Here is a 23,923-nt window from a genome sequence, read left to right as displayed (position 1 = left end):
TTCCTATTGATTTAGCCAAAGCCTGGCCAGCATTCCTGGTGGTGTAGTGATTCCTGTTGTAATACTTTCCACCTTGCCCTCTTTGACTATAAAAATGCTTGGGGTCACAGAGATATTCCAACGATTGAATATCTCCCCTTTTTGATCATTAATATTGCTAAATTGATAAGCTTTTGCCTGCATGAACTGCTTAACACGCTCTGAAGGACCTGACGAACCGGCAACACCGACCACTGGATAATACTGGCTGAGCCAATCAACCGTAGGGCTGACAAACTTACATGCAGGACACCATGTTGCCCAGAAATAAACCACTACAGGTTCTTCATAGCTCATCGCAATAACGTCGACGAATTGATCATCCATAGTCCTCCCCATAATCGGTGGCGCAGACTCCGTAGGCAGACCCTGACTACGAAACCAATCCATAGCAGAGGTAATGGCAATACCCAATACCACCAGAATCAGAACCTCTTTAAGCCAGTAACGTACAGAACGTTTCACTAGCGGTTTCCCCCTGCAGTTGCAATCGCTTCCATAACCGCGTCACTTGATAAAATGACGGGCAGAGGGATACCCTGAGGTGCTTCAGGGCCATAGACGATATTGAAAGGAACACCAAAGCGACCATTCGCTCTTAGGTAATCAGTGACTGAGCCATCAGGATGTGTCCAGTCTCCCTCAATCAGAGTCATCGAAGGATGCTTCAGTGCAGGGTAAACAGGATCCTGAAGGATGACTCCAATCTCATTTGCTTTACAGGTGACACACCAATCTGCCGTGACATTCACAAATACGGTTTGCCCCTGTTCCACAGCTTGATGAATGCGTTCGTCAGACAGAGGCTGCCAAACAAGATCATTGGGTAATGGTGTCGCCCAATGTTCGGTCGTCAAGCTGGCTAGTACAAATCCACCTGCCAGCAAGAGTACGGCTGCTGCGCCAGAAATTGCCATCGCTTTATCGCCATAAACCTTCTTAACGCGGGCCAGAATCAGCACTACTGAAAGCAACGCTATTAAGACGATCCAGAACGAAGGAATATGGTTGTTTAACAGTGATAGTAACCAGACACTGGTCATTAGCATCATGATGCCAAACAAAAGTTTGAGCTTGTTCATCCATGCGCCAGGCTTAGGCAGTAAGTTGGCGATTCCAGGGAAAAGTGCAACACCAATCCATGGCAGCGCCATACCCAACGCTAATGCCGTAAAGATAGCCAATAACTCCAACGAGCTGGCGGCTAAAGCAAACGCAACCGCTGTGCCTAAAAACGGAGCCGAGCACGGAGTTGCCAACAGAGTGGCAAACATACCTTGGGTAAAGTGTCCGGTGTAGGAGTTATCCCCTTTTGATGCCGCCCAAGTGTTGGCTTGTGATGAAAGACGAATTTCGAACAGACCCAGCATATTGGCACCGAACAGACCAGTAACCAGCACCATAATGGCAAGAAACCATCCACTTTGGAATTGGATTCCCCAACCGACGGCATTGCCCGTCAGCTTGAGCACCAAAAGAAATGCCGCAAGTAACCAGAACGAAGTAAGAATACCTGCCGAAGACGCCAAGAATTGCCAGCGAATCTGGCGTCGCTCTACCCCCTGAACCGCAACGATACTGCTCAGCTTCATCCCCAGAACAGGTAATACACAGGGCATTACATTCAGGATTAGGCCACCAAATAAGGCAAAGCCGATCATCGGCAACAGAGATATATCTTGCTTAACGATGGCACCATTAACGACAGCAACATCTTGCTCAGCAAGGAAATTTTTGTCCTGAACTGTGACAAACACGCTCTGGTCATCAAACTCAATCTCCCCGAGCCAACTCGACACTTCAAACGTAGCAATGACCGTGTTTTCATCAACATTAACATTGGTTAACTTGTAGCTATACTCTTTAGCCTCATCGGTATGCCCATCCACAATTAGCTCAGGTTCTTGCCAGCCCAGCGCCTTAGTCATCTTTACCTGAAGAACATTCGCGCTCGTATCCCAAGTCGCTGTTGCATTCGATAATAAAGGAGAAGACTTAGGTACCTGACTGATCGCCTGAGCATGTTTATAGAGCGCTTCTTGATTAATCATTAAGTCACTTGGCATAAACGTGAGCGAGAATGGATAATCGGTAAGCACGCAGATCGTCGTACAAGATGACATCGTTAAATTAGCATCGATCGACACCGGCTGAGAGAAATCTTCAACCTGCAACGTCATCGGTATGGTCACCCTTTCCTTATAACCGAGAGTGTTGATACCCAATAGGCTGAACTGTTCGGGGTAAGGCCAATGCCATTTCACATTGGCTAAATTCGTTGATTCACCCCAGTCAATGGAAGGTGCTATCCCCCCTTCACCAGGGCTACGCCAATAGGTTTTCCAGTCATCATCAAGCTCGACCTCAAGTAACCCCTCGACTGTTTTTGCCGATTCGTCAATTTGACCCGTAAGAACGAAGCGGGTTTTGAGTGGCGGGTGCTCTTCCTTACTCATCCAGCCTGTATCGACTGGTGTTGACGCATAAGCCATAGACAGCACCGCACTCAGCGCAAGCAACAAAGATATTATGCTGACAGCGGTGCCTTTAAATAAACTTCTCATGTGTATTTCCAAAATAGTCACCATTTTATTCAATGGTTGATGTAACAGACGTATTGAATCCTCTGACAAAAGTCAGAAATCAGTGACTAAATTTATTCTCTAAAAACACACAAGGTGAGGTGAACCCTAGACTTGGGAATAATGGGTTCAGTAAAGGAAGGAGTCTCTGGCCGTACCTGAGTCAGCCAAGCAACGATAATCACAAAGAGCAAAAACATCGGTACCATCATGTTATCAAGGTTAACCTTGGCACTACTGAGCAGTTTTTCTGTCAGATCGCATTGTTTTTGAATCTCGTCACTATTATCGCTGAACTGGATAGTGTCTGTAACCACAGACTGCTTAAACGAGCACATACTGATGATACTGGTATTCTGCATAAAGCAGATAGCAAAAACCCACCCAACTAAAAGTAGGGTAATTCTCGCCATTGCAGCAGATTTCAAACGCTTGATCATCAACTCTTTTAAATCCGAGTGTTAAACCGCCCCATTATCGGTGTGCGGTCAAAGTGAGTATTAGTGTAGTGTCAGAACTTTACGAGACAACTTTCTTTTGTAAAAAAATCTTATCAACACCAGCGGTAGGGAAGCCGTCATAACGTCCAACCTCTTTGAATCCTAACTTAAGATAAAAATCTGGCGCCTGAAACGAGTAGGTATCCAGATAAATATCCGTGACACCGTAAGCTTTGGCTTCTTGCTCTACACGCGCCATCAGCTTTGAACCAGTCCCAGCAGAACGTTTGACTTCATCAACCCACAAAAATTCAACAAATAAAGTATTCGTGAATATCTCTCCCGTTAAGCCACCAGAAAAATTGCCACTTTCATCTTCTGCAATACAAGCCAATGAGACAATATCTTCATCTGGAAAATGCTTAAGATTAAATGACTTCAGACCATTGTAGATGGCATCTTTAATATTTTTCGGCGGGTTTAGCATAAAACTAATGTGCATAGAATTCCTTTCCTAACAATAAGTAAGGCCAGCTAAAGCCGGCCTTACCTTACAAATCTGCGATAAACGAGCTTAGCATCCAAATTGCTAAAATGACAAAGATCATTCCCATAAATTTATGCTGATAAGTCCTGAACTTTGCATTTTCTAGCAAGGGTTTGCCCAAGGTACCGACCAACGCCACGAGCAGGAAATTGAAAAGCAACCCCAGTACATTGAGCAATAACCCCAAGACTAACATTTGCTCACCAGATGATGCTTCAATCTTAGCCGAAACAAACTGTGGCAAGAACATAACAAAAAAGACTAACGCTTTCGGGTTGAGTAAATTACTGACCAGCGCTCTTTGATAAAAAGCCCCTGCCATTTTAGTTGATGACTCTAGTTCAGGGTTTCCACTGTCATTGGCACGCAAGCAATCCCAACCCATTTTTAGCAAATAGCTTCCACCTAAAAGATGGAGTGCTTTGAGCGCTAAAGGGCTCATTGCTACCAAAGCAGAAACACCCGCTGCTGCGAGAAGGGTCAGGATCACGCCTGATGTAGCGTTCCCCAAACTGGCAAACACACCGACCCTGCGGCCATAACTCATACTTGAGCTAGCGATCAAAAGCATATCTGGGCCAGGCAGTAACAAAAGTGCCACCACCGCGGTTAAATAAACAGGAAGCACCGAAATATCGATCATAGTTATTATATTAGCCAAAAAAGGAAAAGCGGAATTTTATATCAACCTAAAACCAATAACCAGATTTTTAATTCATAAAACACCCAAAGAATCGACACATAAATTCACAACAAACCCTCCATATATCCTTAGTCAGACAGCAATTTTGTACAAAAATAAAGGAAACTTATAAGCTAGACTGGTGAGGAATTAATAACAGGGTGTCTTTATGGCTGAGAAGAACAAAAAGGAATCGGCACGATTTCAACTTGCCTCTGAGCTTGGTGGGCTTGAATTACTAGACGCAAAATACACGAATCAAAACTTTTCTCGTCATAGTCATGAAGGCTATACCGTGGGTGTCATAGAAAGAGGAGCGCAAAAGTTCTATCGAACTGGTGGCAATCATATAGCTCCACAAGACAGCATCATTTTGGTCAATGCAGATGAAGTTCATAACGGTCAGACAGCCACTGAAGGAGGGTGGGAATACAAAGCCATGTACCCTCTTCCTGAACAATTCACACAATTAACAAGCGGCTTAGCTTCAAATTTGTCTACTCCCTACTTCCCTGATCCCGTCGTCTACGACCCAGAGATGGCGCAGCAGCTTAGGCTTGTATTTGATGTTTTGGAGAAATCAGAGAATAAACTTCTCCGAGAAACCTTAGTTTATGGCACTCTCATTAAGTTGATGGCTCGACACAGTAAAAACCGTCATTCCAGTGATTTGATCACATCGAGCTCTGCCAGCCTCAGCTTAGTGAAAGAATTTCTTGATGATTTTCCCCAAGCCGATGTATCTCTCGAAGACTTAGCAACACTCGCCGAGTTAAGCCCGTTTTATTTGGTTCGAAGTTTTCAAAAGCTGTATGGTTTGCCTCCACATTCGTACCAAATTCAGTCAAGGCTGAGATACGCAAAACGTCTTCTCAGGCAAGGGATGAAAATTTCCGATGTCGCTCAGGAATCCGGGTTCCACGATCAAAGCCACTTCCATCGCCACTTCAAACGAGCGATGGGCGTCACACCAAAGCAGTACTCCAGCAGTATTTAACTGAGCAATTTTATACAAGGCACACGCTTTGACGTATGCCTTAATAAATAGCAAGTCTAACAACTAATCTGATTTTTATGAGTAGCACAACATTGAACCCTTCTTACTCGCCAAGCAAACCACGCTTATTCATACAAGGAGCCTTGGCTATGATGCCATTGAGCATTGCCGTTATTCCTTGGGGACTACTGGCCGGCTCTTTTGCGATAGATGCTGGACTGAGTGTGGCAGAAAGCCAAGCGCTATCAGCGATTCTTTTTGCCGGCTCCGCTCAACTCGTCGCTACTGGCATGTTAAAAGCTGGGGCTGGGCTCACCACTATGCTTTTAGCTACATTTTTTATCACCTCACGCCACTTTTTATATAGCGTCTCTATGCGCAGTAAAGTCAGTCCATTACCACTCAATTGGCGCTTAGCGCTTGGTTTTTTATTAACAGATGAACTGTTCGCTATATGCGGTCAACAATCTGAGAAACAATTTGATCCTTGGTATGCACTTGGGGCGGGGCTGAGCTTTTATGTCTGCTGGAACCTAGCGACATTGGCCGGTATTGTGGCTGGAAGCCAAATACCTGCAATGAATGAGCTTGGGCTGGAATTTGCGGTCGCCGCAACCTTCATCGCAATCGTGACACCAAACATTAAGAATTCGCCAACACTCATCGCCGTTCTGGTTTCCCTGGTTGTCTCTGTTCTGTGTCACTATTTGATGATCGATTCAGGTCTTATGGTCGCAAGCGTTTGTGGCATGGTAGCAGGCTATAGCTGCGAGACGTTAAGAGGGGAAAATTAATGGTTATGCTGTCCATTTTCGCAATGACAATGCTGGTTTTTCTCAGCCGTTATTTGTTTCTTGAACCTAAATTACCCCTTAGATTAAATCCTAAAGCACATCGCTTACTCAGCTATTCAAGCCCAGCTGTCTTAACCGCCATTTGGGCACCGATCGTATTCATGCCCGAAAATCAACTCTGGCTAGCACCAGACAACCCTTATCTAATCTCAGCTATGTTAGCGGCAATATTGGCATGGAAGACAAAAAATGTGCTGCTGACAACCTTAGTAAGCATGGTTGTGTTTGTCGTTCTACAATGTATTTAACCCAACATCGAGGCCAGCAATACAATTAAGCAGCTCAATGTCACCCTTCAGGTGACGAGAACCCCTGCGACTGACTGAAACCTTTTGGTAGCGAGTGACAACATTCCATAATGATAACCTCTGAATGCATTTCCTTCAGAGGCTATCCCTCCCAATGGCTTAACGGTAGAGAACTATTGCGCTACCCACTCAATTTCTATTAAAGTCTTGCCGTTAGCGATCAAACGGCCAAGAAATACATCACCCAAGTGAACTTCTCCCACCCCTTGTGGTGTCCCCGTCATGATAATGTCACCGTCACAAAGCGTCGTGTAAGTTTTCAGCTCTTCAAGAATCGTTTGAGGAGGATAGAGCATCTGTGTTACCGCCCCTTTTTGAACACGGACACAATTAATGAATAACTCAAGCTCAAGTGATTCAATCGCAATACCATTTAATGGAATAAATCGGCTGAACACCGCAGAACCATCAAATGCTTTAGCGCGCTCCCAAGGTAAGCCTTTGTCTTTGAGTTTGGATTGCAACCCACGCTTAGTTAAATCTAACCCTAAACCGACCGCACTGTATTGACCATTGCGTACAATAAAGCAGATCTCCCCTTCGTAATGCAGAGTTTCACCATGATGAGCCATCAACTGAGAAGAGATAGAGGAGGAAGGTTTATTAAATATCACCATTTCATCAGGAATCGCATTATTCAGCTCTTTGATGTGTTCAAGATAATTTCGTCCCACACAGAGGATCTTGGTCGGGTGGATAGTTTTCTCGCCAATTTTAACCGAATGCATGCTTCTTCCTTGATGATTAACGCTGACGGCCATGTTAATTCAACCGATTGATGAATTGACCAATTGCGTATCGAAACTAAGATCCAATACCCAATATTGATGTACTCGAAGCCTAAATAACAGAAAAACGCCTACCCAATACAGGATAGGCGCTAACACAAGTATGTGTTGAGGCAGTAGATGTTATTATTTTATAGGAAGTAACGAGCACCAATAGTCCAATTGTCTTCCTCTTTCACGTTGATATCATTGCCTAGGTCAAACTGATAACCCACAAACCCCATAAACTTAGGTGTGAAGGTATACTCCGCCTGCAATGCAGACTCACTGTACTGAGTTTTATTGGTCTTATCGTTAATCTCTGCTTCATAGTTAGCACTTAAATTCCAGCCGTTACCAAATGCATAAGCCAATAAAACTTCATATTGATCGCTTTCAGCCATGGTTCCGCTACTCACCACATCATCGTTCATGTTTTCATTCATTGCATAAACAACGGCCGAATATAGTCCATCACCGTATGAGCCTGAGCTAAATGCAAACACATGCGAATGCGCGTCTACATTTGCAACGTCACCGCCATTGTATGAATAGCCTAGGTTGAAACCATACACGCCTATTGATAGTGCAATTTGTCCACGAGCATCATACAGCGTGCTAGACGTCGAGTCAGTGTGCTCTCCTTGCCAAGCTAGACCTAAGTTTAAGCTTCCCATGTCACCAAGCTCGATCGCCTTGCGGTAACTGACCATGTCCTCGCCCCGAGCCGTACCTAGATTGTTGTGATCGTCATATAGGTATTCGTTGGCAAACGCGATAGGTAAATCCGCAACACCTGCTACGTCATAGTATGGAGACCACTGTGTCCCTACAACAAATCGGCCAAACTGATCATGAGTTGCTCCTATGTAACCCAGACGGGTAGTAAAGGAAGTATCACCACCATCCAAGTAATCGAGTGCCCATTCACCTTTTGCATCGACTGTCACACCATTACCCAGATCTTGCGTACCCGAGATGTTGATTCGAGGAGAGACATCATGCACTTCAACCTCATCTGCAGAGTCATACTCACCAATACCTACATCAACGTAGCCACCGATAGAGATTGTTGAACCTTCGCTATTGTAAATTTCTGCCGCGAAAGCGTTAGTACCACATGCTGTTGCCGCAATGACAGCGGCTAATAATTTAATTTTCATAACTTAACGTCCGTTTAGGGTTGTAGCCTCTGTCCGTGTATGGCCTGAAGGACCAAAGCATCACGAACATTTAAAACGTAGTACGAAATATTCAAAAATTAAGTGCAATTAATTGCTTATAGAAGGATTTTATTAGCAAATACTCAAATAATAAAAATATGAACAATTTTTAACCGCATGAAAAACCTACCTTTTTTAAGAGAGGTAATAAACTTTCACTTTGAACGATCGACTTCACATTTTTAAAAATTTAATCGGAACTTTTTTAAAAAAAGTAAAAAGACCTCTATCAATAGAGGCCTTTTTAAGCTAAATCCAGTCAAATTAACAGGATAACGACTAGACGAAATGTAACGACAAGAAGCAAGCTTTGTTATCCATTAATAGACTATCTGAAAATGGTATTCGCCCAACGTGCAAGTCCCGCTGTCACGGAGCCAAAATAGTTGCCACTAACCAAAGGTATCTCGGGTAATACTGATCTTACTGCTCCTGCTAGAATAGGTGAGCGAGCAGAACCTCCTGTCATATAAATCACGTCGGGTTTTGTACTGCTTTGTTTAATAGCTTCAACCACCAACGCTTTAATTTTTTCGGTCGGATTCAAGATCGCTTGCTCTATTTGTTCACGCGTCACAGAAAGAGAAACGACTTCAGAAAGTAGATCTAAATTTGCGTCATACGTTTCAGCATCAGCCAGTGCTATCTTGGTTCGCTCTGCTTCACGAATCACTGAATAGCCAAGCGTCTCTTGATGCACTTGTACTAGTCGAGCCAGCTTTTCAGGCTCTCGTGCTTCCTTCCACATTTGTCGTAGTAGCTTGAGGTTGTCATGCGCGTAAAATTTTCGCTGTGCCTGAACATCATTAATTGCAATGGGGTTCCAAAACTGAGTAGTGGGTAGATCCAGACCAGACTGACTAGTAGACCCCATCCCAAACGCCTGCATAAAGCATTTAAAGGCAGTGAAAATATCTAGGTCATTGCCGCCTATTCTTTGACCTGAATGCGCAATCAATGACTGGGTACGATCTTGTTTACCACACCAAGTTGGTCCCATTTGAACAAATGAACAGTCTGTCGTTCCGCCGCCAATATCTACAACCAGTACATTTTTGTCGGTTGTTAGACTCGCTTCGTAATCCAAGCCAGCCGCCAAAGGCTCAAACTGGAACTCAATATCTCTGAAGCCTGCTCGTGAAGCAGCACGACGCAAAATGCCTTCCGCTTGAACATTCGATTCATTACCCCCTCGGCCAAGAAAGTTAATCGGACGCCCAATAACGGTCTGTGAAACCTCTTTTTGTAGTGCGTACTCAGTCTGTGTCTTAATATTGGCCATCATGGCACAAACCAAATCCTCAAAGAAAGCCAACTGCATATCACGTAAGCCAGTGACACCAAGAAAAGATTTTGGTGATTTGACATAATAGACATCTTTCGGGTCTTCCAAATAAAGCTCTAATGCTTGCTGTCCAAATCGCACATCATCAAAACGTACCTCCAGTCCTTCTTCACGGTTTAGCTTAATCGCCCGACGCAAAACACTTTCGCTGATATCACTTCCAGGTGAAATATCCAAACAGCGAAACAAATACTCCGATACCACTTCTGCCGTTGGTGCGCACAGTGTTGACGAAATATAGTAGTTATCTCCAACAAGAGGGATTTGTCTGACCTCGTCATTGACTAACTCTGCCACCGAACAGTTCGCCGTTCCGTAATCGAATCCAATCGCCATTAATCACCTCTCTATGCTTCTGCCAAAATAGGGCCGCACAGTAAAGCCTACCCGCATAAACAGGTCAACCCGGTTTGGTTAAATCTTTTTAACTTGTTCTGTTTGTTTTAAAGTGACGCTAAGTTATTCACGTTCTTAGAGGGAAATTGGTTGTGAACCTACGTCAGATAGAAGTGTTTTATGCCGTCATGCAGACTGGTACGGTTTCGAGCGCAGCGAAGCAGCTTCATGTTTCACAACCCAATGTAACCCGAGTACTGGCGCATACTGAGCAACAACTTGGTTTCACCTTATTTGAGCGGATTAAAGGTCGACTAATACCAACTCAAGAAGCACACTTTCTGATTGCAGAAGCCGAAAAAATATATCAGCAGCTCGGACAGTTTCGACGCTTAACCAGTAAGCTCAAACACGGTCAACATCATCTTCGTATTGGTGCTCCGCCCATCCTAGCATCGGGGTTTCTTTCTCCAATGATCGCCCAAGTGTGTAAGTATACCGATTATACCTTAGAGGTGTGTACAGCAAACAGAGATGAGCTCATTGAAGGTTTGGTCAAAAATGAATGGGATCTCGCAGTATGTTTTGGAGAAGAGACAGCGTCCCCCATCGTCCAAAGCACACTATATAATACCGAAATGAAAGCATTACTTCCCACAGGAACATGCGAAAACACTTCGGTCACACTCGCGGATTTACTTGAAAGCTCGTTGCCATTAGTCACCCTCGACACAAGAGACCCACTTGGAATTCAACTACATCAAAGTATCCTTGCCACTTTCCCCAGCTTTCATTCCAAAATCAGTGTGAGAAGCTATAACGTTGCCGCAGAAATGGTAGTACATGGCGCTGCAAACGCCGTGGTCGATCCTTGGACGGCTCAGCATTATCAATTCAACCCTCAGGTTCATTGCGCCTCACTTACCCCTGCTATACCAGTGACGGTATCGTTACTCTATTGCCAGCACTCGCCACTGTCAGTGTCTGCCAAATGGTTCGCAGAGCAACTTAAGAAAGATACGATTTAAACGTATAACTTGATGTTATACCCTACAAACGAATAAGTATTCGGCTCTAAACACTGGTTTTAATAGAGTGAGAGAATCTCTAACCCGATAACCAGGATGCTTATGTCTATCACTCAACCCTACCTACTCTTCCTAGGCGATGTCACTGACCCTATTGCCGCCAAAACTGCACGAGGTATTGCACTCTGGAGACCGGAACAGTGTGTCGGTGAGCTCCGCCTTACAGATGACACTGTCACTCTCAACCTACCTAATCTATCTCTACAAGAAGCCAAAAACCAAGGAGCAAAAACTCTGGTGATTGGTACTGCCAATGCTGGTGGTTACATACCCAACAACTGGCTAACTTGCCTAATCCAAGCGGCAGAACTTGGTTTTGACATTGCCTCAGGCATGCATCAGAAGCTAAAAGAGATCCCACCGCTTGCTGAGTTGGAAAAGCAAGGAATAACTCGCCTTCACGATGTCCGTCATTACGATCAAAGCCTTGAAGTGGGCAAAGGCATTCCACGTCAAGGTAAGCGATTATTAACGGTAGGTACTGACTGTTCCGTGGGTAAGATGTTCACAGCACTCGCATTAGAAAAAGCATTAAAAGACATTGAGGTCTCAGCACAGTTCAAGGCAACTGGACAAACCGGTATCCTCATTGACGGCCAAGGTATCTCAATTGACGCTGTTGTTGCGGATTTCATTTCAGGCGCCGTAGAAACAATCAGTCCGGAATTTGTCGATCATGATTGGGACATCATCGAAGGCCAAGGCTCCTTGTTCAACCCTTCTTTTGCTGGTGTCAGCCTTGGTTTACTTCACGGTGCACAAGCCGATGCACTTGTGCTGTGCCATGAAATAGGCCGCCCGCACATTCGCCATTTACCTCATTGCCAACTACCCAGTATTGAAACCACGATCCAGGCGAACCTAGCCGCTGCACGACTGACCAACCCTCAGGTACTGCTTGCGGGGATCAGCCTCAATACATCAGCAGTAAGTGAAGAAGAAGCAAAAACACTATGTGCAGACTGGCAGGACAGATATCAAGTGCCTGTCACCGATCCGGTACGCTTTGGTATAGCAACCATTGCCGCCAATATTAAAACTCTGAGAGGGTAACATGGACATTACCGCTTGGAGTGAATCGATCCCTCTCGCAAAACCGTTTGCTATTTCACGTGGTGTCAGAACCCACTGTGACATCGTCAGAGTCAAGATTTGCTATCGTTCACATGTCGCATTAGGTGAGTGCACGCCTTACCTAAGGTATGGCGAAAGTGTTGAATCAGTGTTAGAACAAATTCAACAGGAGATCCCAAGACTCAATACGCTTCCACCTAAAGAAGCAAAAACTAAACTGCAAGGCATGTCTGCAGGTGCAGCGAGGAATGCGCTCGACTGCGCACTATGGGATTTGATGGCAAACGAGGACGGATTACACTTTCCATCTCCATACTTTGATATTCGCTCTAAAATGGAAACAGCGATAACAGTTTCGATCGACACACCAGAGAAGATGGCCCGGCAAGCCAAAGAATACGTCTCTCAGGGCGCGACTCTACTGAAAGTCAAACTGGATAACAGGCAAATTCTGCCAAGGGTCACAGCCGTCAGGCAAGCCGCCCCCAAAAGTAAAATTATTCTTGATGCCAATGAAGCATGGCAAAATGAATCCCTAACGACTCTATTTCAGGCACTCCACACTCTCAACATCACCATGATTGAACAACCCGTGCCTAAAGGCTACGACCATATGCTCAAAGGGATACCTCACCCTATTCCTCTGTGCGCTGATGAGAGTTGCCACACTAGTGACGATCTTACAAAACTAGAAGGCTGCTATGAGATGATTAACATTAAGCTTGATAAATCAGGAGGCCTGACTGAAGCGATAGCTCTGGATCAGCAAGCCAGAGCCAAGGGGTTCCACATCATGGTGGGCTGCATGCTGGGCACTTCTTTAGCCATGAAAGCCGCCCTGCCTATTGCCACACGTGCGGACATCGTGGACTTAGATGGCCCTGTTTTATTAGGTACTGATATCCTTGATTGCTTGAAATACCAATCTGGCACTTTAGGTCTAGACAAAAAAATCAAATAATTTATTTTTTAGATATTATAAGCTCGCATTAAATATTATTTGTTTTTCGCGAGGTTATTGCCCATTTATTGATCAATCAATAACCCAAAGTAACTAGGCAAAACTAATATTAAAGTACTAGAAAAACAATTATAAAAAATTCATACGATACATTATTCAAATATAACCCTAAATTGACAAAACATTATTCTCAAGTTCATAAAATCCCTGTCGATAACAGTGAAAAAGTCATTACTTATTTAATAGATATACCTAAAAACTTAGAATCTAAAAATTCCTTAGTAATATATCTAATACTATAAGGTTAAAATGGCTCTGCTTTGATAGTGGAGGTACTCACTGCATGACCAGCCCATTACCTAGAAGGCTAAGAGACATAAGAAAGAAAAGAGGGATCACTCAAGAAGAGCTGGGACAAAAACTAGGAATGGAGTCAGGAAGCGCTAGCGCTAGAATTAGTCAATACGAAACTGGTAAACATGCTCCTGATTACACGACTGTAAAACGCATATCTGCGGTATTAGATATAACCGTCGCTTACTTCTACTGTGATGACGATACACTAGCAAATATCATAATAGAAGCATCCAGCCACAGTGAAACAACAAAGCTTGATATTCTTAAAATACTAGAAGGGATTCAAAAACAATAAGTTAGCATCTTTGCGGTTTTGGATAGACACAACAATGATTTCTGAACTCGACCTCGCCATACAACTGATAAAAATCATAATTCTTCTCTACATTTCCTACCTTTTATTGCGCCATCAAGTGAGCAATAAAATATTATATGGATGTGTATTAGCTATGGTCTCGATGATCATTGAGCTATACATCAACTATTATCAGTTATCGTGGCCAACGATTACTTTTGAGCATCAAGATGTCATCTTACTGATTTCATCGACAACGCTGCTTATAGCTCATGCATTGATGCTATCTGGAGTATCTTCGTTATATTTTAAACTCAAAGAAGAATCTGAGAAAGATCACCTTACTCAACTTCATAATCGAAAGTTCATGCCTAAGATACCGGAAAAAAACTACGATGTGATCTATTTGGATATTGATAACTTCAAGACGATTAACGACACATTAGGGCACGATTATGGAGATGCTCTACTGGTACTCTTCGCACGATATTTGTCACACTGTATTTTGAAGAATGAATATTTAGTTCGTTACGGAGGTGATGAGTTTATTGCTTATGTCCGGCCAGGTCGCAGTAGTGATTTTATTGAGCGTTTACTAGATTATGTGGCAAACTCCGAGATTGAATTCAGCTATGGCGTTTCCGGCAGCAAGAATGGTGAATTATTTTCGGCAATTACACGAGCAGATAAAAACATGTACCTGATGAAAAGGCGCAGGTCGTCGTCAAAAGAGCGCCGACCTGCTCAAGCGAATGAATCATGAATGTATTTCACTATCTCCTGAGCGATTTTTGCTGTTAGCAAAGTAATATATCTCATTGCCTTACAACACTTTACTTAATGCGCTTTTTAAACTTTTATTAATAGAATACGAGAAAGGATTCTCAAGGTAGCTTATGGTGATACGGATTAGGCATAAGATAAAACTGGTTGCTACAGCATTGATTTTGCTGTTCAACGTCAGTTGCCTTCCCCAGCAACCCAATATCAAACTTGGTGTTGTATTACCTCTAACAGGAAGCTTTTCCATATATGGTCAACAAGCACTAAAAGGCGCCCAACTGGCAGTAGACCAAATCAATGCACAAGGTGGGGTACTCAATCGCCAGCTGGAGCTTGTTATCCGTGATAATCAAACCGATCCAGCGAAAACCGTGAAATACAGCCGTGAGCTTGTACAGCAAAATCAAGTATTTGCCTTGTTTGGCCCTGTAAGCAGTGCAGCCCGTTACGCGATGGCAGAAGTTGCAGAAACTTTTTATACGCCCCTTTTTTATGGGATCGATTACGAAGGCCGTCATTACAGCCGATATTTGATTTGCTACAGCACAATACCTGAGCACTACATTGAACCCATTGTCCCTTATTTGATAGAGAATATCGGTAAAAACTTCTATATCTTTGGCTATGACTACATTTGGCCGCACAGGATGGCTAAGAGTATTGTAAAGTCAGTCAGTACACATCAGGGAAACGTCACCGATATTGAATTTACCCCATTTGGTATAAAAGACTTCACTCCCGTATTCAAACGTATAAAAGAATCTGGCGCTGAAACATTGATGCTCATCCTGCCAGGGGCTGACGGTTTTACGTTCTTATCACAGATGAAATCTTTTGACTTTGGCCGCGATGTTCAGGTTGTTGCTTTCGCTGCTGATGAAACCTATCTATCCAATCTCGATAACGATTCACTGGAAGGCATACTGACGGCTCTGCACTTTTTCAGTAGCAACGACGATCCAATTCTGCAAAAATTCGTCAATGACTACAAAGCTCATCATGGCACCGAATCTGTTGTGACCTACTCTAGTAAAGCTCATTATGACCTCATTTACTTGCTACAAGCCGCGATTGAACAAGCTGGGGTTGTTGATAAAGAAGCCGTCATCAATCAGCTACCGGGATTAACCCTATACGAAAAAGATCTAGCAATTAAACTCAGAGATGACCATCATTTTGAGCTACCAATGTACTTAGGCCAATTTGCGGCCGGACAGCTTAACGTCATCGAGCGACTAGGGATCATTAAACCTGAGGATCAAAGATCTGTAGGCAATGAATAAACTCAGCGTAAAGATTTTCATCATACTTTTGCCTCTAGCAATTTCATTGCTGATCTTCAGTTACGCCTATTATAACGCAAGAGAAAAGCTCACCATTGACCATATTTATCAATCTGTACAGCTTTCTGCTTCGTTAGGAGCGAATGAAATTAGCCATTATGTTGAGGGTCGTTTCACTGAGTTTGATCGACTCAGTAATGAAATAAGTACCTGCAAAGAAGGGGAAATGTCTCTATCTTTATCCGCTTCAGACGCTCTAAGTTTCACCAGCGGTTTTTCCGCGCTCGCGATTTCCGATTTATCAGGTCAAGTGACACACTTTAGCCTGTCATCAAATAAAAGTAATCGCTACGTACTGCGTAAAAATATCAAAGGACTGATTCTCCTTCCCGAACATGTCCTAGCCTTGCTACACACTTCTTACCAAGAATGGCAAACCTCCTACCCTGAAAACCTCAAGCTGGAAAAAGAAACACTCGAACAATTACTCGCCCTAAACAAACGTGGCGAAATCAACTCTCAGGCAAGCCGAAATTTGAGTAACTTATTGGTAAAGATTCGCGAAGGACGGAGCCTTCCTCGCCAAGTCATCAGCTTAGCCAGTGCAGAAACCATTTCAAAGCTTGGTCTAATCTTTGATACTGCAAGTTACTTCTACTCTCGCCCCCTTATTGACTGTAATCAACAAATCATCGGCTTCTATACCGCCGTGTTGGATCGCACTATTGTTGAAGACCATCTGTACCAAATAAAAAATACTCTTACCCAAAGTGGACTTGAACATGTGGATGTTCTTATGGTTCGCAACCAAGGTCTTCGTTCATTATCCTCTGTCAACCACTTACCGCTGGACTCTCTTGCCACAACGGGGCTGAATCCAACCAATAAGCCACAGATGAGAAATGACCTTGGAGGAATTCTCATCAATCAACCAATTGTTCTCCATACTCAGAACCACCTCATCTCGGTCAATAACCACCTCCCAACGGTTCCCAACAGCCAAAAGGGTGTCAGTTTGATAGTATTTGTATCGATGGACGAGTTGAAATCGAGAAATCTATTGTTACTACGTGAAGTGTTACTTTACTTAATGATTGCACTGTTTTTATTCGTCTCTTTGACACTTTTTCTCTCCAGTTATATCGCATCACCTATTGTTGACCTGCGCCGCCGTATTTCCATACTATCGAGAACAGGAAAAGCAAATACTGACTTTTCAGTCCGTGATGATGAGATTGGCCAACTTTTTAGTGCCTTTTCCGACATGGCTTACAGCATCAAGACTAAAGAGTCTCAACTGGTTAAATTGGTACGTGAAGACCCTCTGACTGGCATTCTTAATCGACGTGCATTAGTCGACCACGCCGAAGATATCAGCCGCCATAATGCGCCTTCTTGTATTTGTATGATGGATCTTGACCACTTCAAGCAAATTAATGACAACTACGGCCATGCTATTGGAGACTCGGTGCTGAAAACCTTCTGCACTTTGGTTACGAGCGAAATTCGAGAATCGGATATCTTTGGCCGACTCGGTGGCGAAGAGTTCGCATTAATCTTACCGGAGACCCAGCTTGAAGAAGCAGTGAACCTAGCTGAAAGAATTCGAAGTCGAGTAGAAATACAGCTTGTCGCCAGCTTACGCTCGGTAGTAAGTAGCCAGGTAACAGTAAGTATTGGGGTTGTAGAGTGGCTGGATGATGACTTTGACAGAGCACTCTCGAGAGCTGATAAACACTTATACATGGCTAAAAAGGAAGGGCGAAATCAAGTTAAGTTTCAAGAAACGATAAGCCCACACTAATACTATGTGGGCTTTTGTAGAATCACAATAAATCGGCCCTAACATGACTTACTCATCAAGCGACATCCCTACCTGGCCGAGTTTAGTCTTAAACTCTTCAATACTGTCCGCCTGATAAGTGGGCGAGCCGTTAAAATATCGTGGTTTTTCAGGCAGCATGGCATTTTTCAACGCGTTCTCCTGATCAAGATCATCATGGTAAACGGTAACGCGATGTGGAATGTCCTGTTTAAATGTCGCCATTTTCTATTCTCCTTTTCGTCTTACGTATACACGAGTTTAAGCGTAGAAAAGAAAATCAATCTGTCAAAGCTGGTAAAACGCTCATCAACCACCACCAACGACTAATGCCCACAAATAGAAAACAACACACATATCAAATAGCGATACATCACGAAATTACCGATACTAAATCTATCAATTAAAAGACCTTATAATTTATGTAGCTAATTGAAACTGTTGATTTTGAGATCTAGAACATTAGCTCTAGCTATGAATTACATCTTTCTCATTTTTATTATTTGATATGCATTCATTTTTATAAAAAATGTATTTTTTAACATTTTAATAACTTAATCTTTTATGAAGAATGGAATGGATTGTTTAACAAGGAGTCACACATGCAAGTAAGCATAACAACAAAAAAATCCATTCTCGCAACTGTTATCAGTACCACCATGTTATCAGGGTGTTTCTGGGATGACCCACGTGAGGTGGCAAAATACGTCAGTGAAAATATCGACAGAGATGAAGTCGTTAGCCACTTAGTCACACTTGAAGGCTTAGCTTCTACGACTACCGATGGCAACTCTATTACTCGTGCAGCAGGCACACAAGGCTATGCTAACTCGGTTGAGTTCATTGTTGAAACCATGAGAAAGCATGGTTACATAGTTACAACGCAAGAGTTTGACTTCCGTGCTTGGGAAGAGCTGGCTGGCACGAAAGCCAATATCGATGGTAAAGATCTTATTAGCGTACGTGAGGCCGATGACGGTGTTGAACCCGATTTTGCCGTCATGTCTTACTCAGGTAGTTCAAATGGGCCAGTGAGCGGTGAGATTGCCTTCGTGACACCAGACTTCCGTTTTGATGCCCCTGATTACGACAGCACTGATGGCTGTGAAGCCTCAGATTTCACAGGCAAAGATGTGGCTGGAAAAATAGCGGTAATACAACGTGGTGGCTGCTCATTTGACGCAAAAGTGGTTAACGCCGAAAATGCAGGAGCAAAAGCGGTCATTGTTTTCAACCAAGGTAATGATGAAGGCAGAAAATCTGTCGTTAACGGCACGCTCGGTAGTGATACTAAAGCGACTATCGCCGCTTTGGGTGCGCGCTTCGATCTTGGCCAAGAGTGGTACAACAAAGCACAATATGAAGCGGTATTGGCAAACCTGACGGTCAACGTGCAAGATGAAGACGTAGTAACACAAAACATTCTTGCGGAAACTCCTCGTGGTAACGCTGATCAAGTGGTCATGCTCGGTGCACACCTTGACTCTGTTCCAGAAGGCCCAGGGATCAATGATAACGGCACGGGCACAGCGGGTTTGCTTGAATACGCGGTCACACTGTCTGAGCTTGAAGTACCTGTTAAAAACAAAGTTCGCTTCGCATGGTGGGCGGCTGAAGAAGCAGGTCTAGTAGGTTCTGAGTACTACACCAATGACTTATTCCAACCAATCTACAATGATGCACAGGCTCAAATTCTTGAAGAATTAGGTTTAGAGGATCCTAGCCAGCTGACTGAGGAGCAGATTGAGCTGGTTGAAGCCCGTTACACTGAACTCAACAAAGTTAAGCTGTACCTCAACTTCGATATGATCGGCTCACCGAACTACATCTATGGTGTGATGGATGGTGACTTGTCTGATACCAAAGATAGTCCAGATAACGCTTACACTGGCGATTTCAAACCGCCATATGGCACCTCTGATATTGAGTCTATCTTCCAAGAGTTCTTTACTGAAAAAGAAGAAGCAACCATTCCTCAAGCTCTGTCAAAACGTTCAGACTACGCTGGATTTGCAGATTGGGGCGTAGCATTTGGCGGTCTGTTCACGGGTGCTGAGAAAGTAAAAACTGCTGAAGAAGTTGAGAAATTTGGTGGCGACATTGATGTCGCTTACGATAAGTGTTACCACCAGAGTTGTGATGACGTGAACAACGTTAACCAGAACGCGCTTTATACCAATACTCAGTCACTTGCTTACGTAACAACTTACTACGCAATGAGCAAGCAATTGTTCCCAGAGCAGCCAGAAGAGCCGGAAGTGCAAGCACTACGTGCCTTCTCTACAGCTGAGGCGCCAAAAGAGAAACTACGCATTGGCGAAAGACTCAAAGCAGCAGACAGCGTCTCCGACCACGATCACTTCCACGGTGATTTTGATCAAGACCTGAAATAATCACCTTTCGTAATACAAGCGCCGTGCCTCGCACGGCGTTTTTCGTTCTATCTCACGTTTTCATCACTGAGCTTCTTTCTACGCCCCACACTCTCGCCAAAAGGAGGAGTCAAACCCCATCAACTTCCACTAGCCTTAAATCAACCTCAATAAGAATGGCTAGATTGTTGAATGAAGAAATACAATATTTATCAGGTCTTTACCCGTCTGTTTGGCAACACGAATACCACCAATCAGCCATGGGGCAACATAGATACCAATGGGGGTGGCAAGTTCAGTCACTTTACTGAAAAGGCTTTAAATGAAATTCGTGACTTGGGCATCACACACATCTGGTTTACTGGCGTACCACACCATGCCCTAGTCAATAATTACACGCATGTAGGAATCGATAATGACCACCCTTCGGTTGTCAAAGGCCGTGCAGGCTCTCCTTACGCGGTAAAGGACTACTACTCGGTCAACCCAGATCTAGCTGATGACCCCAGCCGACGAAATCAGGAATTCGACGATTTAATCAGTCGCACCCACAATGCTGGCCTCAAAGTGATCATCGACATCGTACCTAATCATGTAGCTCGTGTTTATAAAGGATTAAACAATCCTTCGGGTGTGGAAGATTTTGGGGCTCACGATGACACCAATGTCTGCTATCACAAAGACAACAACTTCTACTATATTCCAGATGCTCCTTTTGAACTGCCAAGCGAGTTATCGCCTGAAAAGATCCTTGGAGGAGAGGCACATCCTCACTTGAAGACGCCTTATCAGGAGTTTCCAGCGAAATGGACAGGCAACGGCTCAAGGAAAGCTCAACCGTCCATTGATGATTGGTACGAGACCGTGAAAATCAATTATGGTGTTCGCCCTGACGGCAGCAAAGCCTTTCCTATATTACCGGAAGAATACCGCTTTAAGCCTCATTCGGAGCACCATCAATTCTGGCAGGATAAATCCGTTCCAGATTCATGGAAAAAGTTTCGGGATATAGCACTTTACTGGCTTGAAAAAGGCGTCGATGGCTTTCGCTACGATATGGCCGAAATGGTGCCTGTCGAGTTCTGGAGCTACCTCAACTCTTCGATAAAAATGTCTAACCCAGATGCCTTTCTAATGGCTGAGGTCTATCAGCCGGAACTTTATCGCGACTATATCCAGCTCGGAAAAATGGATTACCTTTACGACAAGGTTGATCTCTATGACCTGTTGAAATCAATTATACAAGGTCACGGTTCTACGCGAGAGATTGGCCGCATTGAATATCAGCTACGCGATATTGAGCACCATATGCTGCACTTTCTCGACAACCATGATGAACAGAGACTTGCCTCGCCTGAATTTGCGGGATGTGCTCAAAAAGGCAAACCCGCTATGTTGGTGTCTACTTGCCTATCAAGCTCTCCTAGCATGATCTATTTTGGTCAGGAAGTCGGTGAGCCTGGAGCGGAGTTCGGTGGATTTGGTACACCTAGCCGCACATCGATATTCGACTATGTGGGCGTCCCTCACCATCAGCGTTGGATGAACCATGGCGCTTTTGACGGAGGCCAACTGAGTGAGGATGAAAAAGCGCTGAGAGCCTTCTACCAAAAGCTGCTTAACCTGACGTTAAAAAGCCCTGCGCTATTGGGTGGCTATCACGACCTTTACGCCGCGAACTTTGACAATTTCGGCGAAATGCAAGATCAGTTGTTCGCTTTCGCCAGATCCAGTGAAGAACAAAAGCTGATTGTTGTTGCCAATTTCAGCACGCAACAAGGTAAACAAGTCGAACTGATTCTCCCTTACTCACTCATTACTGACTGGCAGCTGCTTCCCGGACAATATCGTTGGATAGATAGGATGGGTAACTCGGAGTACACCCTGAATGTGACTCAAACATCAGCTTCCATTTCTATGCTGCTTTCCCCACTGGCAAGCCTGCTTCTAGAGCTTACATCACACACTTTAGAATAAGGCGATCGCTGTTCCTCTGCTCTCACCTGTATTAAGACTTAATGCGCAATACTCTAGGCTATTAAACGATGGATCTGCTCAATGGTATCTTGGGCAGATTCATAATCAACGGGCAGCTCGACCACACCATTGGCCGTCTCTACAAACAAAGATGGGAAACTATTACCACCGATAGAGCGAGCGAAACCCAATTCCTCCATAAATTGTTGGTTCAGAGCTTCAGACTGAAAATCTTGCAAGAACTGCGCTTCATCGAGCCCAATCTCCGCTGCTATCGCGATCAATACTTCGCTGTCACTCGGGTTTCGTGCTTGAAGATAATAAGCGTGCTGAATAGCACGTAGCATCTCTTTCTCCGCTCCCTGCTTACGTGCCGCTAACACTGCTCGACAAGAAGGATAAGTTGAGCGCTTAGGAGTGTTTTTCGTCCAGAAGTCATAGTTGAACTCAGTGCCCAGATAGTTTTCGATCTTTTTCCAATATGAGGCAATTTGTTCACGCATGGCGATGGGCATAGGCTCCATGGAGTCTGGCGCCAATCCACCCACCACATACTGCACCGTCACCTCATCAGCTAACGCACTCTGGATCTTTTCCCAAGTGGGTTTATAACCCCAACACCAAGAACACATAGGGTCGTAAACGTAGTAGAGTTTGGCTGCTTGCATGAGTTCATCCTTATAATGAGTAGCGAATCAGGGTCTACATCACCAATTCGTCTATTTCCTTTAACCCCATAGAGGTAATTGTACCCTCTGCTTGATCGAGATCATTTTAACAAAGTGATTACATCATTTATGTTGACATAATGTTACGGAGATTAACAAGAGGGATGCCCATGGAACTGAAAAAAGACCCAAGATGTTACACTGACGTTTGTGTAGGTGGTAAATGGTTTCACCATGATCACTGTACCAGTAAAGCGTATATGCTCAAGGGCGGCGCAGACGTGAGTGTGGAATTTAACAAAATACCTGAAACAGAAGACGAACTTATTGAACTGTTAGTTCAGAGTGTTTAAACAACAAGCGCTTAGCAACCCCCATTGCTAAGCGCTTGTTTTTTTATCTGTCTATTTATTGATTGCGAGGTAAGTGCCAGCAGCAATCATCACGCCACCAGCCCCTTGATTCAGCTTGCGTTGAGCGCTTGGAGTTTTCAACACTTTAACCAGTCGCCCTGCACCAATCGCTATCATCATTAACCCTGTCATCAGAGCAACAATGCTTAATACCGCAGCCAGTGCAATATCCTGACTATTAAGAACGGTTAAGTCCATAAACGTTGGCAGGAATGAAATATAGAATAGGATCACTTTAGGGTTTGAAGCCGAGATCAGAAAGCCCTGTACAAATCCGGCGATATGAGACGGTGCTTTTGGTGTTTGATCTTGGTGAATCGCTTCACTGGCCTGAGGCAGTGCTTTGATCATCTTATAGCCGAGATAGATGAGGTAAGCCGCACCGACATAGCGAATCACGACAAACAGTGTCGCCCAGTTTTCTGCTATTGCAGCCAAGCCCAAGCAGGCTAAAAGGAGATAGATAACATCGCTGGCAACCATTCCAGCAGAGAGCGAAATACAGTGTTTTGCGCCTGAAACCATCGCACGAGCAACAATGGCAAATACGCCCGGCCCAGGTGTGATGCTAAAAATCAACATGGCGATAAAAAAGGTGATCGCACTTTCAACGGTCATGGTTCTACCTCAATCAGTTTTCATCACAGAAAAATAACATTATTGACTCAAAACACAATGCCTAAATAGACAACACAGTGACTAAGCCTCTA

Annotated in this window: 24 protein-coding genes; 13 read left to right on the top strand and 11 right to left on the bottom strand. The window is 44.0% G+C overall.

Annotated features, from left to right (window positions below; genetic code table 11):
* Positions 1-3: 3 nt before the first annotated feature.
* From L1D15_RS01725 to L1D15_RS01705, 5 genes are all read right to left on the bottom strand, one after another.
* The gene (locus tag L1D15_RS01725; RefSeq protein WP_239874468.1) at positions 4-504 is read right to left on the bottom strand and encodes a protein disulfide oxidoreductase; all 501 of its coding nucleotides are present in this window, start codon (positions 502-504) and stop codon (positions 4-6) included.
* Positions 504-2,603, bottom strand: a complete 2,100-nt coding sequence (locus L1D15_RS01720) for a protein-disulfide reductase DsbD domain-containing protein (RefSeq protein ID WP_239874467.1) — start codon at positions 2,601-2,603, stop codon at positions 504-506. The genes L1D15_RS01725 and L1D15_RS01720 overlap by 1 nt, the downstream gene beginning before the upstream one ends.
* A gap of 92 nt (positions 2,604-2,695) precedes the next feature.
* Positions 2,696-3,061, bottom strand: coding sequence for a hypothetical protein (locus L1D15_RS01715; RefSeq protein ID WP_239863780.1), 366 nt, complete (start codon positions 3,059-3,061; stop codon positions 2,696-2,698).
* 79 nt (positions 3,062-3,140) lie between these two features.
* Complete coding sequence (locus L1D15_RS01710; protein WP_239874466.1) at positions 3,141-3,563, bottom strand: GNAT family N-acetyltransferase; 423 nt, start codon at positions 3,561-3,563, stop codon at positions 3,141-3,143.
* Positions 3,564-3,612: 49 nt separating this feature from the next.
* Complete coding sequence (locus tag L1D15_RS01705) at positions 3,613-4,251, bottom strand: LysE family translocator (RefSeq protein ID WP_239874465.1); 639 nt, start codon at positions 4,249-4,251, stop codon at positions 3,613-3,615.
* 208 nt (positions 4,252-4,459) lie between these two features.
* Between L1D15_RS01705 and L1D15_RS01700 the strand changes: the two genes are divergently transcribed.
* From L1D15_RS01700 to L1D15_RS01690, 3 genes are all read left to right on the top strand, one after another.
* The gene (locus L1D15_RS01700) at positions 4,460-5,287 is read left to right on the top strand and encodes an AraC family transcriptional regulator (protein ID WP_239863777.1); all 828 of its coding nucleotides are present in this window, start codon (positions 4,460-4,462) and stop codon (positions 5,285-5,287) included.
* Between the two features lie 77 nt (positions 5,288-5,364).
* Positions 5,365-6,081, top strand: coding sequence for an AzlC family ABC transporter permease (locus L1D15_RS01695; protein ID WP_239874464.1), 717 nt, complete (start codon positions 5,365-5,367; stop codon positions 6,079-6,081).
* A complete protein-coding gene (locus L1D15_RS01690) occupies positions 6,081-6,389 on the top strand; it encodes an AzlD domain-containing protein (RefSeq protein ID WP_239863775.1) in 309 nt (102 codons plus the stop codon). Before L1D15_RS01695 ends, L1D15_RS01690 begins: the two co-directional genes overlap by 1 nt.
* Before the next feature lie 173 nt (positions 6,390-6,562).
* Here L1D15_RS01690 and L1D15_RS01685 read toward each other — a convergent pair whose 3' ends face one another.
* The 3 genes from L1D15_RS01685 to yegD all read right to left on the bottom strand — a co-directional run bounded on the left by L1D15_RS01685 (position 6,563) and on the right by yegD (position 10,120).
* On the bottom strand, positions 6,563-7,177 hold the full coding sequence (locus L1D15_RS01685) for a fumarylacetoacetate hydrolase family protein (RefSeq protein ID WP_239835419.1): 615 nt from the start codon (positions 7,175-7,177) through the stop codon (positions 6,563-6,565).
* A 191-nt stretch (positions 7,178-7,368) separates the two neighbouring features.
* Positions 7,369-8,379, bottom strand: a complete 1,011-nt coding sequence (locus L1D15_RS01680) for a porin (protein ID WP_239863774.1) — start codon at positions 8,377-8,379, stop codon at positions 7,369-7,371.
* A 388-nt stretch (positions 8,380-8,767) separates the two neighbouring features.
* A complete protein-coding gene (gene yegD / locus L1D15_RS01675; protein ID WP_239874463.1) occupies positions 8,768-10,120 on the bottom strand; it encodes a molecular chaperone in 1,353 nt (450 codons plus the stop codon).
* A gap of 152 nt (positions 10,121-10,272) precedes the next feature.
* Here yegD and L1D15_RS01670 point away from each other — a divergent pair, with 152 nt between their 5' ends.
* The 7 genes from L1D15_RS01670 (at position 10,273) to L1D15_RS01640 (ending at position 17,765) form a co-directional block, all read left to right on the top strand.
* Positions 10,273-11,148 carry a LysR family transcriptional regulator gene (locus tag L1D15_RS01670; protein WP_239874462.1) on the top strand — a complete coding sequence of 292 codons (876 nt, stop codon included), beginning with the start codon at positions 10,273-10,275 and terminating at the stop codon, positions 11,146-11,148.
* Between the two features lie 102 nt (positions 11,149-11,250).
* Positions 11,251-12,261, top strand: coding sequence for an N-acetyltransferase DgcN (dgcN, locus tag L1D15_RS01665; RefSeq protein WP_239874461.1), 1,011 nt, complete (start codon positions 11,251-11,253; stop codon positions 12,259-12,261).
* Between the two features lies 1 nt (position 12,262).
* Entirely contained in the window at positions 12,263-13,243 is a 981-nt protein-coding gene (gene dgcA / locus L1D15_RS01660) for an N-acetyl-D-Glu racemase DgcA (protein ID WP_239874460.1), read from the top strand.
* A gap of 343 nt (positions 13,244-13,586) precedes the next feature.
* Positions 13,587-13,895: a helix-turn-helix transcriptional regulator gene (locus L1D15_RS01655; protein WP_239835425.1), complete on the top strand. Its 309-nt coding sequence runs from the start codon at positions 13,587-13,589 to the stop codon at positions 13,893-13,895.
* Between the two features lie 154 nt (positions 13,896-14,049).
* Positions 14,050-14,658, top strand: a complete 609-nt coding sequence (locus tag L1D15_RS01650) for a GGDEF domain-containing protein (RefSeq protein WP_239874459.1) — start codon at positions 14,050-14,052, stop codon at positions 14,656-14,658.
* A 133-nt stretch (positions 14,659-14,791) separates the two neighbouring features.
* Complete coding sequence (locus L1D15_RS01645; protein WP_239874458.1) at positions 14,792-15,961, top strand: substrate-binding protein; 1,170 nt, start codon at positions 14,792-14,794, stop codon at positions 15,959-15,961.
* Entirely contained in the window at positions 15,954-17,765 is a 1,812-nt protein-coding gene (locus L1D15_RS01640; protein ID WP_239874457.1) for a diguanylate cyclase, read from the top strand. The genes L1D15_RS01645 and L1D15_RS01640 overlap by 8 nt, the downstream gene beginning before the upstream one ends.
* Positions 17,766-17,813: 48 nt before the next feature.
* Here L1D15_RS01640 and L1D15_RS01635 read toward each other — a convergent pair whose 3' ends face one another.
* Positions 17,814-18,008, bottom strand: a complete 195-nt coding sequence (locus tag L1D15_RS01635) for a hypothetical protein (RefSeq protein WP_239835429.1) — start codon at positions 18,006-18,008, stop codon at positions 17,814-17,816.
* Between the two features lie 377 nt (positions 18,009-18,385).
* Between L1D15_RS01635 and L1D15_RS01630 the strand changes: the two genes are divergently transcribed.
* A complete protein-coding gene (locus L1D15_RS01630) occupies positions 18,386-20,176 on the top strand; it encodes a M28 family metallopeptidase (RefSeq protein WP_239874456.1) in 1,791 nt (596 codons plus the stop codon).
* Between the two features lie 171 nt (positions 20,177-20,347).
* Entirely contained in the window at positions 20,348-22,132 is a 1,785-nt protein-coding gene (locus tag L1D15_RS01625) for an alpha-amylase family glycosyl hydrolase (protein WP_239874455.1), read from the top strand.
* A 53-nt stretch (positions 22,133-22,185) separates the two neighbouring features.
* Here L1D15_RS01625 and L1D15_RS01620 read toward each other — a convergent pair whose 3' ends face one another.
* On the bottom strand, positions 22,186-22,800 hold the full coding sequence (locus L1D15_RS01620; protein WP_239874454.1) for a DsbA family protein: 615 nt from the start codon (positions 22,798-22,800) through the stop codon (positions 22,186-22,188).
* 170 nt (positions 22,801-22,970) lie between these two features.
* Between L1D15_RS01620 and L1D15_RS01615 the strand changes: the two genes are divergently transcribed.
* Complete coding sequence (locus L1D15_RS01615; protein WP_006960472.1) at positions 22,971-23,153, top strand: hypothetical protein; 183 nt, start codon at positions 22,971-22,973, stop codon at positions 23,151-23,153.
* 51 nt (positions 23,154-23,204) lie between these two features.
* Here L1D15_RS01615 and L1D15_RS01610 read toward each other — a convergent pair whose 3' ends face one another.
* Complete coding sequence (locus tag L1D15_RS01610) at positions 23,205-23,831, bottom strand: LysE family translocator (protein WP_239874453.1); 627 nt, start codon at positions 23,829-23,831, stop codon at positions 23,205-23,207.
* Positions 23,832-23,923: the final 92 nt, after the last annotated feature.

Origin of the sequence: Vibrio sp. Isolate25 (genome assembly GCF_022398025.1) — a bacterium.
Lineage (GTDB): Bacteria > Pseudomonadota > Gammaproteobacteria > Enterobacterales > Vibrionaceae > Vibrio > Vibrio coralliilyticus_A.
Note: the sequence above shows the minus strand (reverse complement) of the source record. Positions and strands in the feature narration are given on the sequence as shown.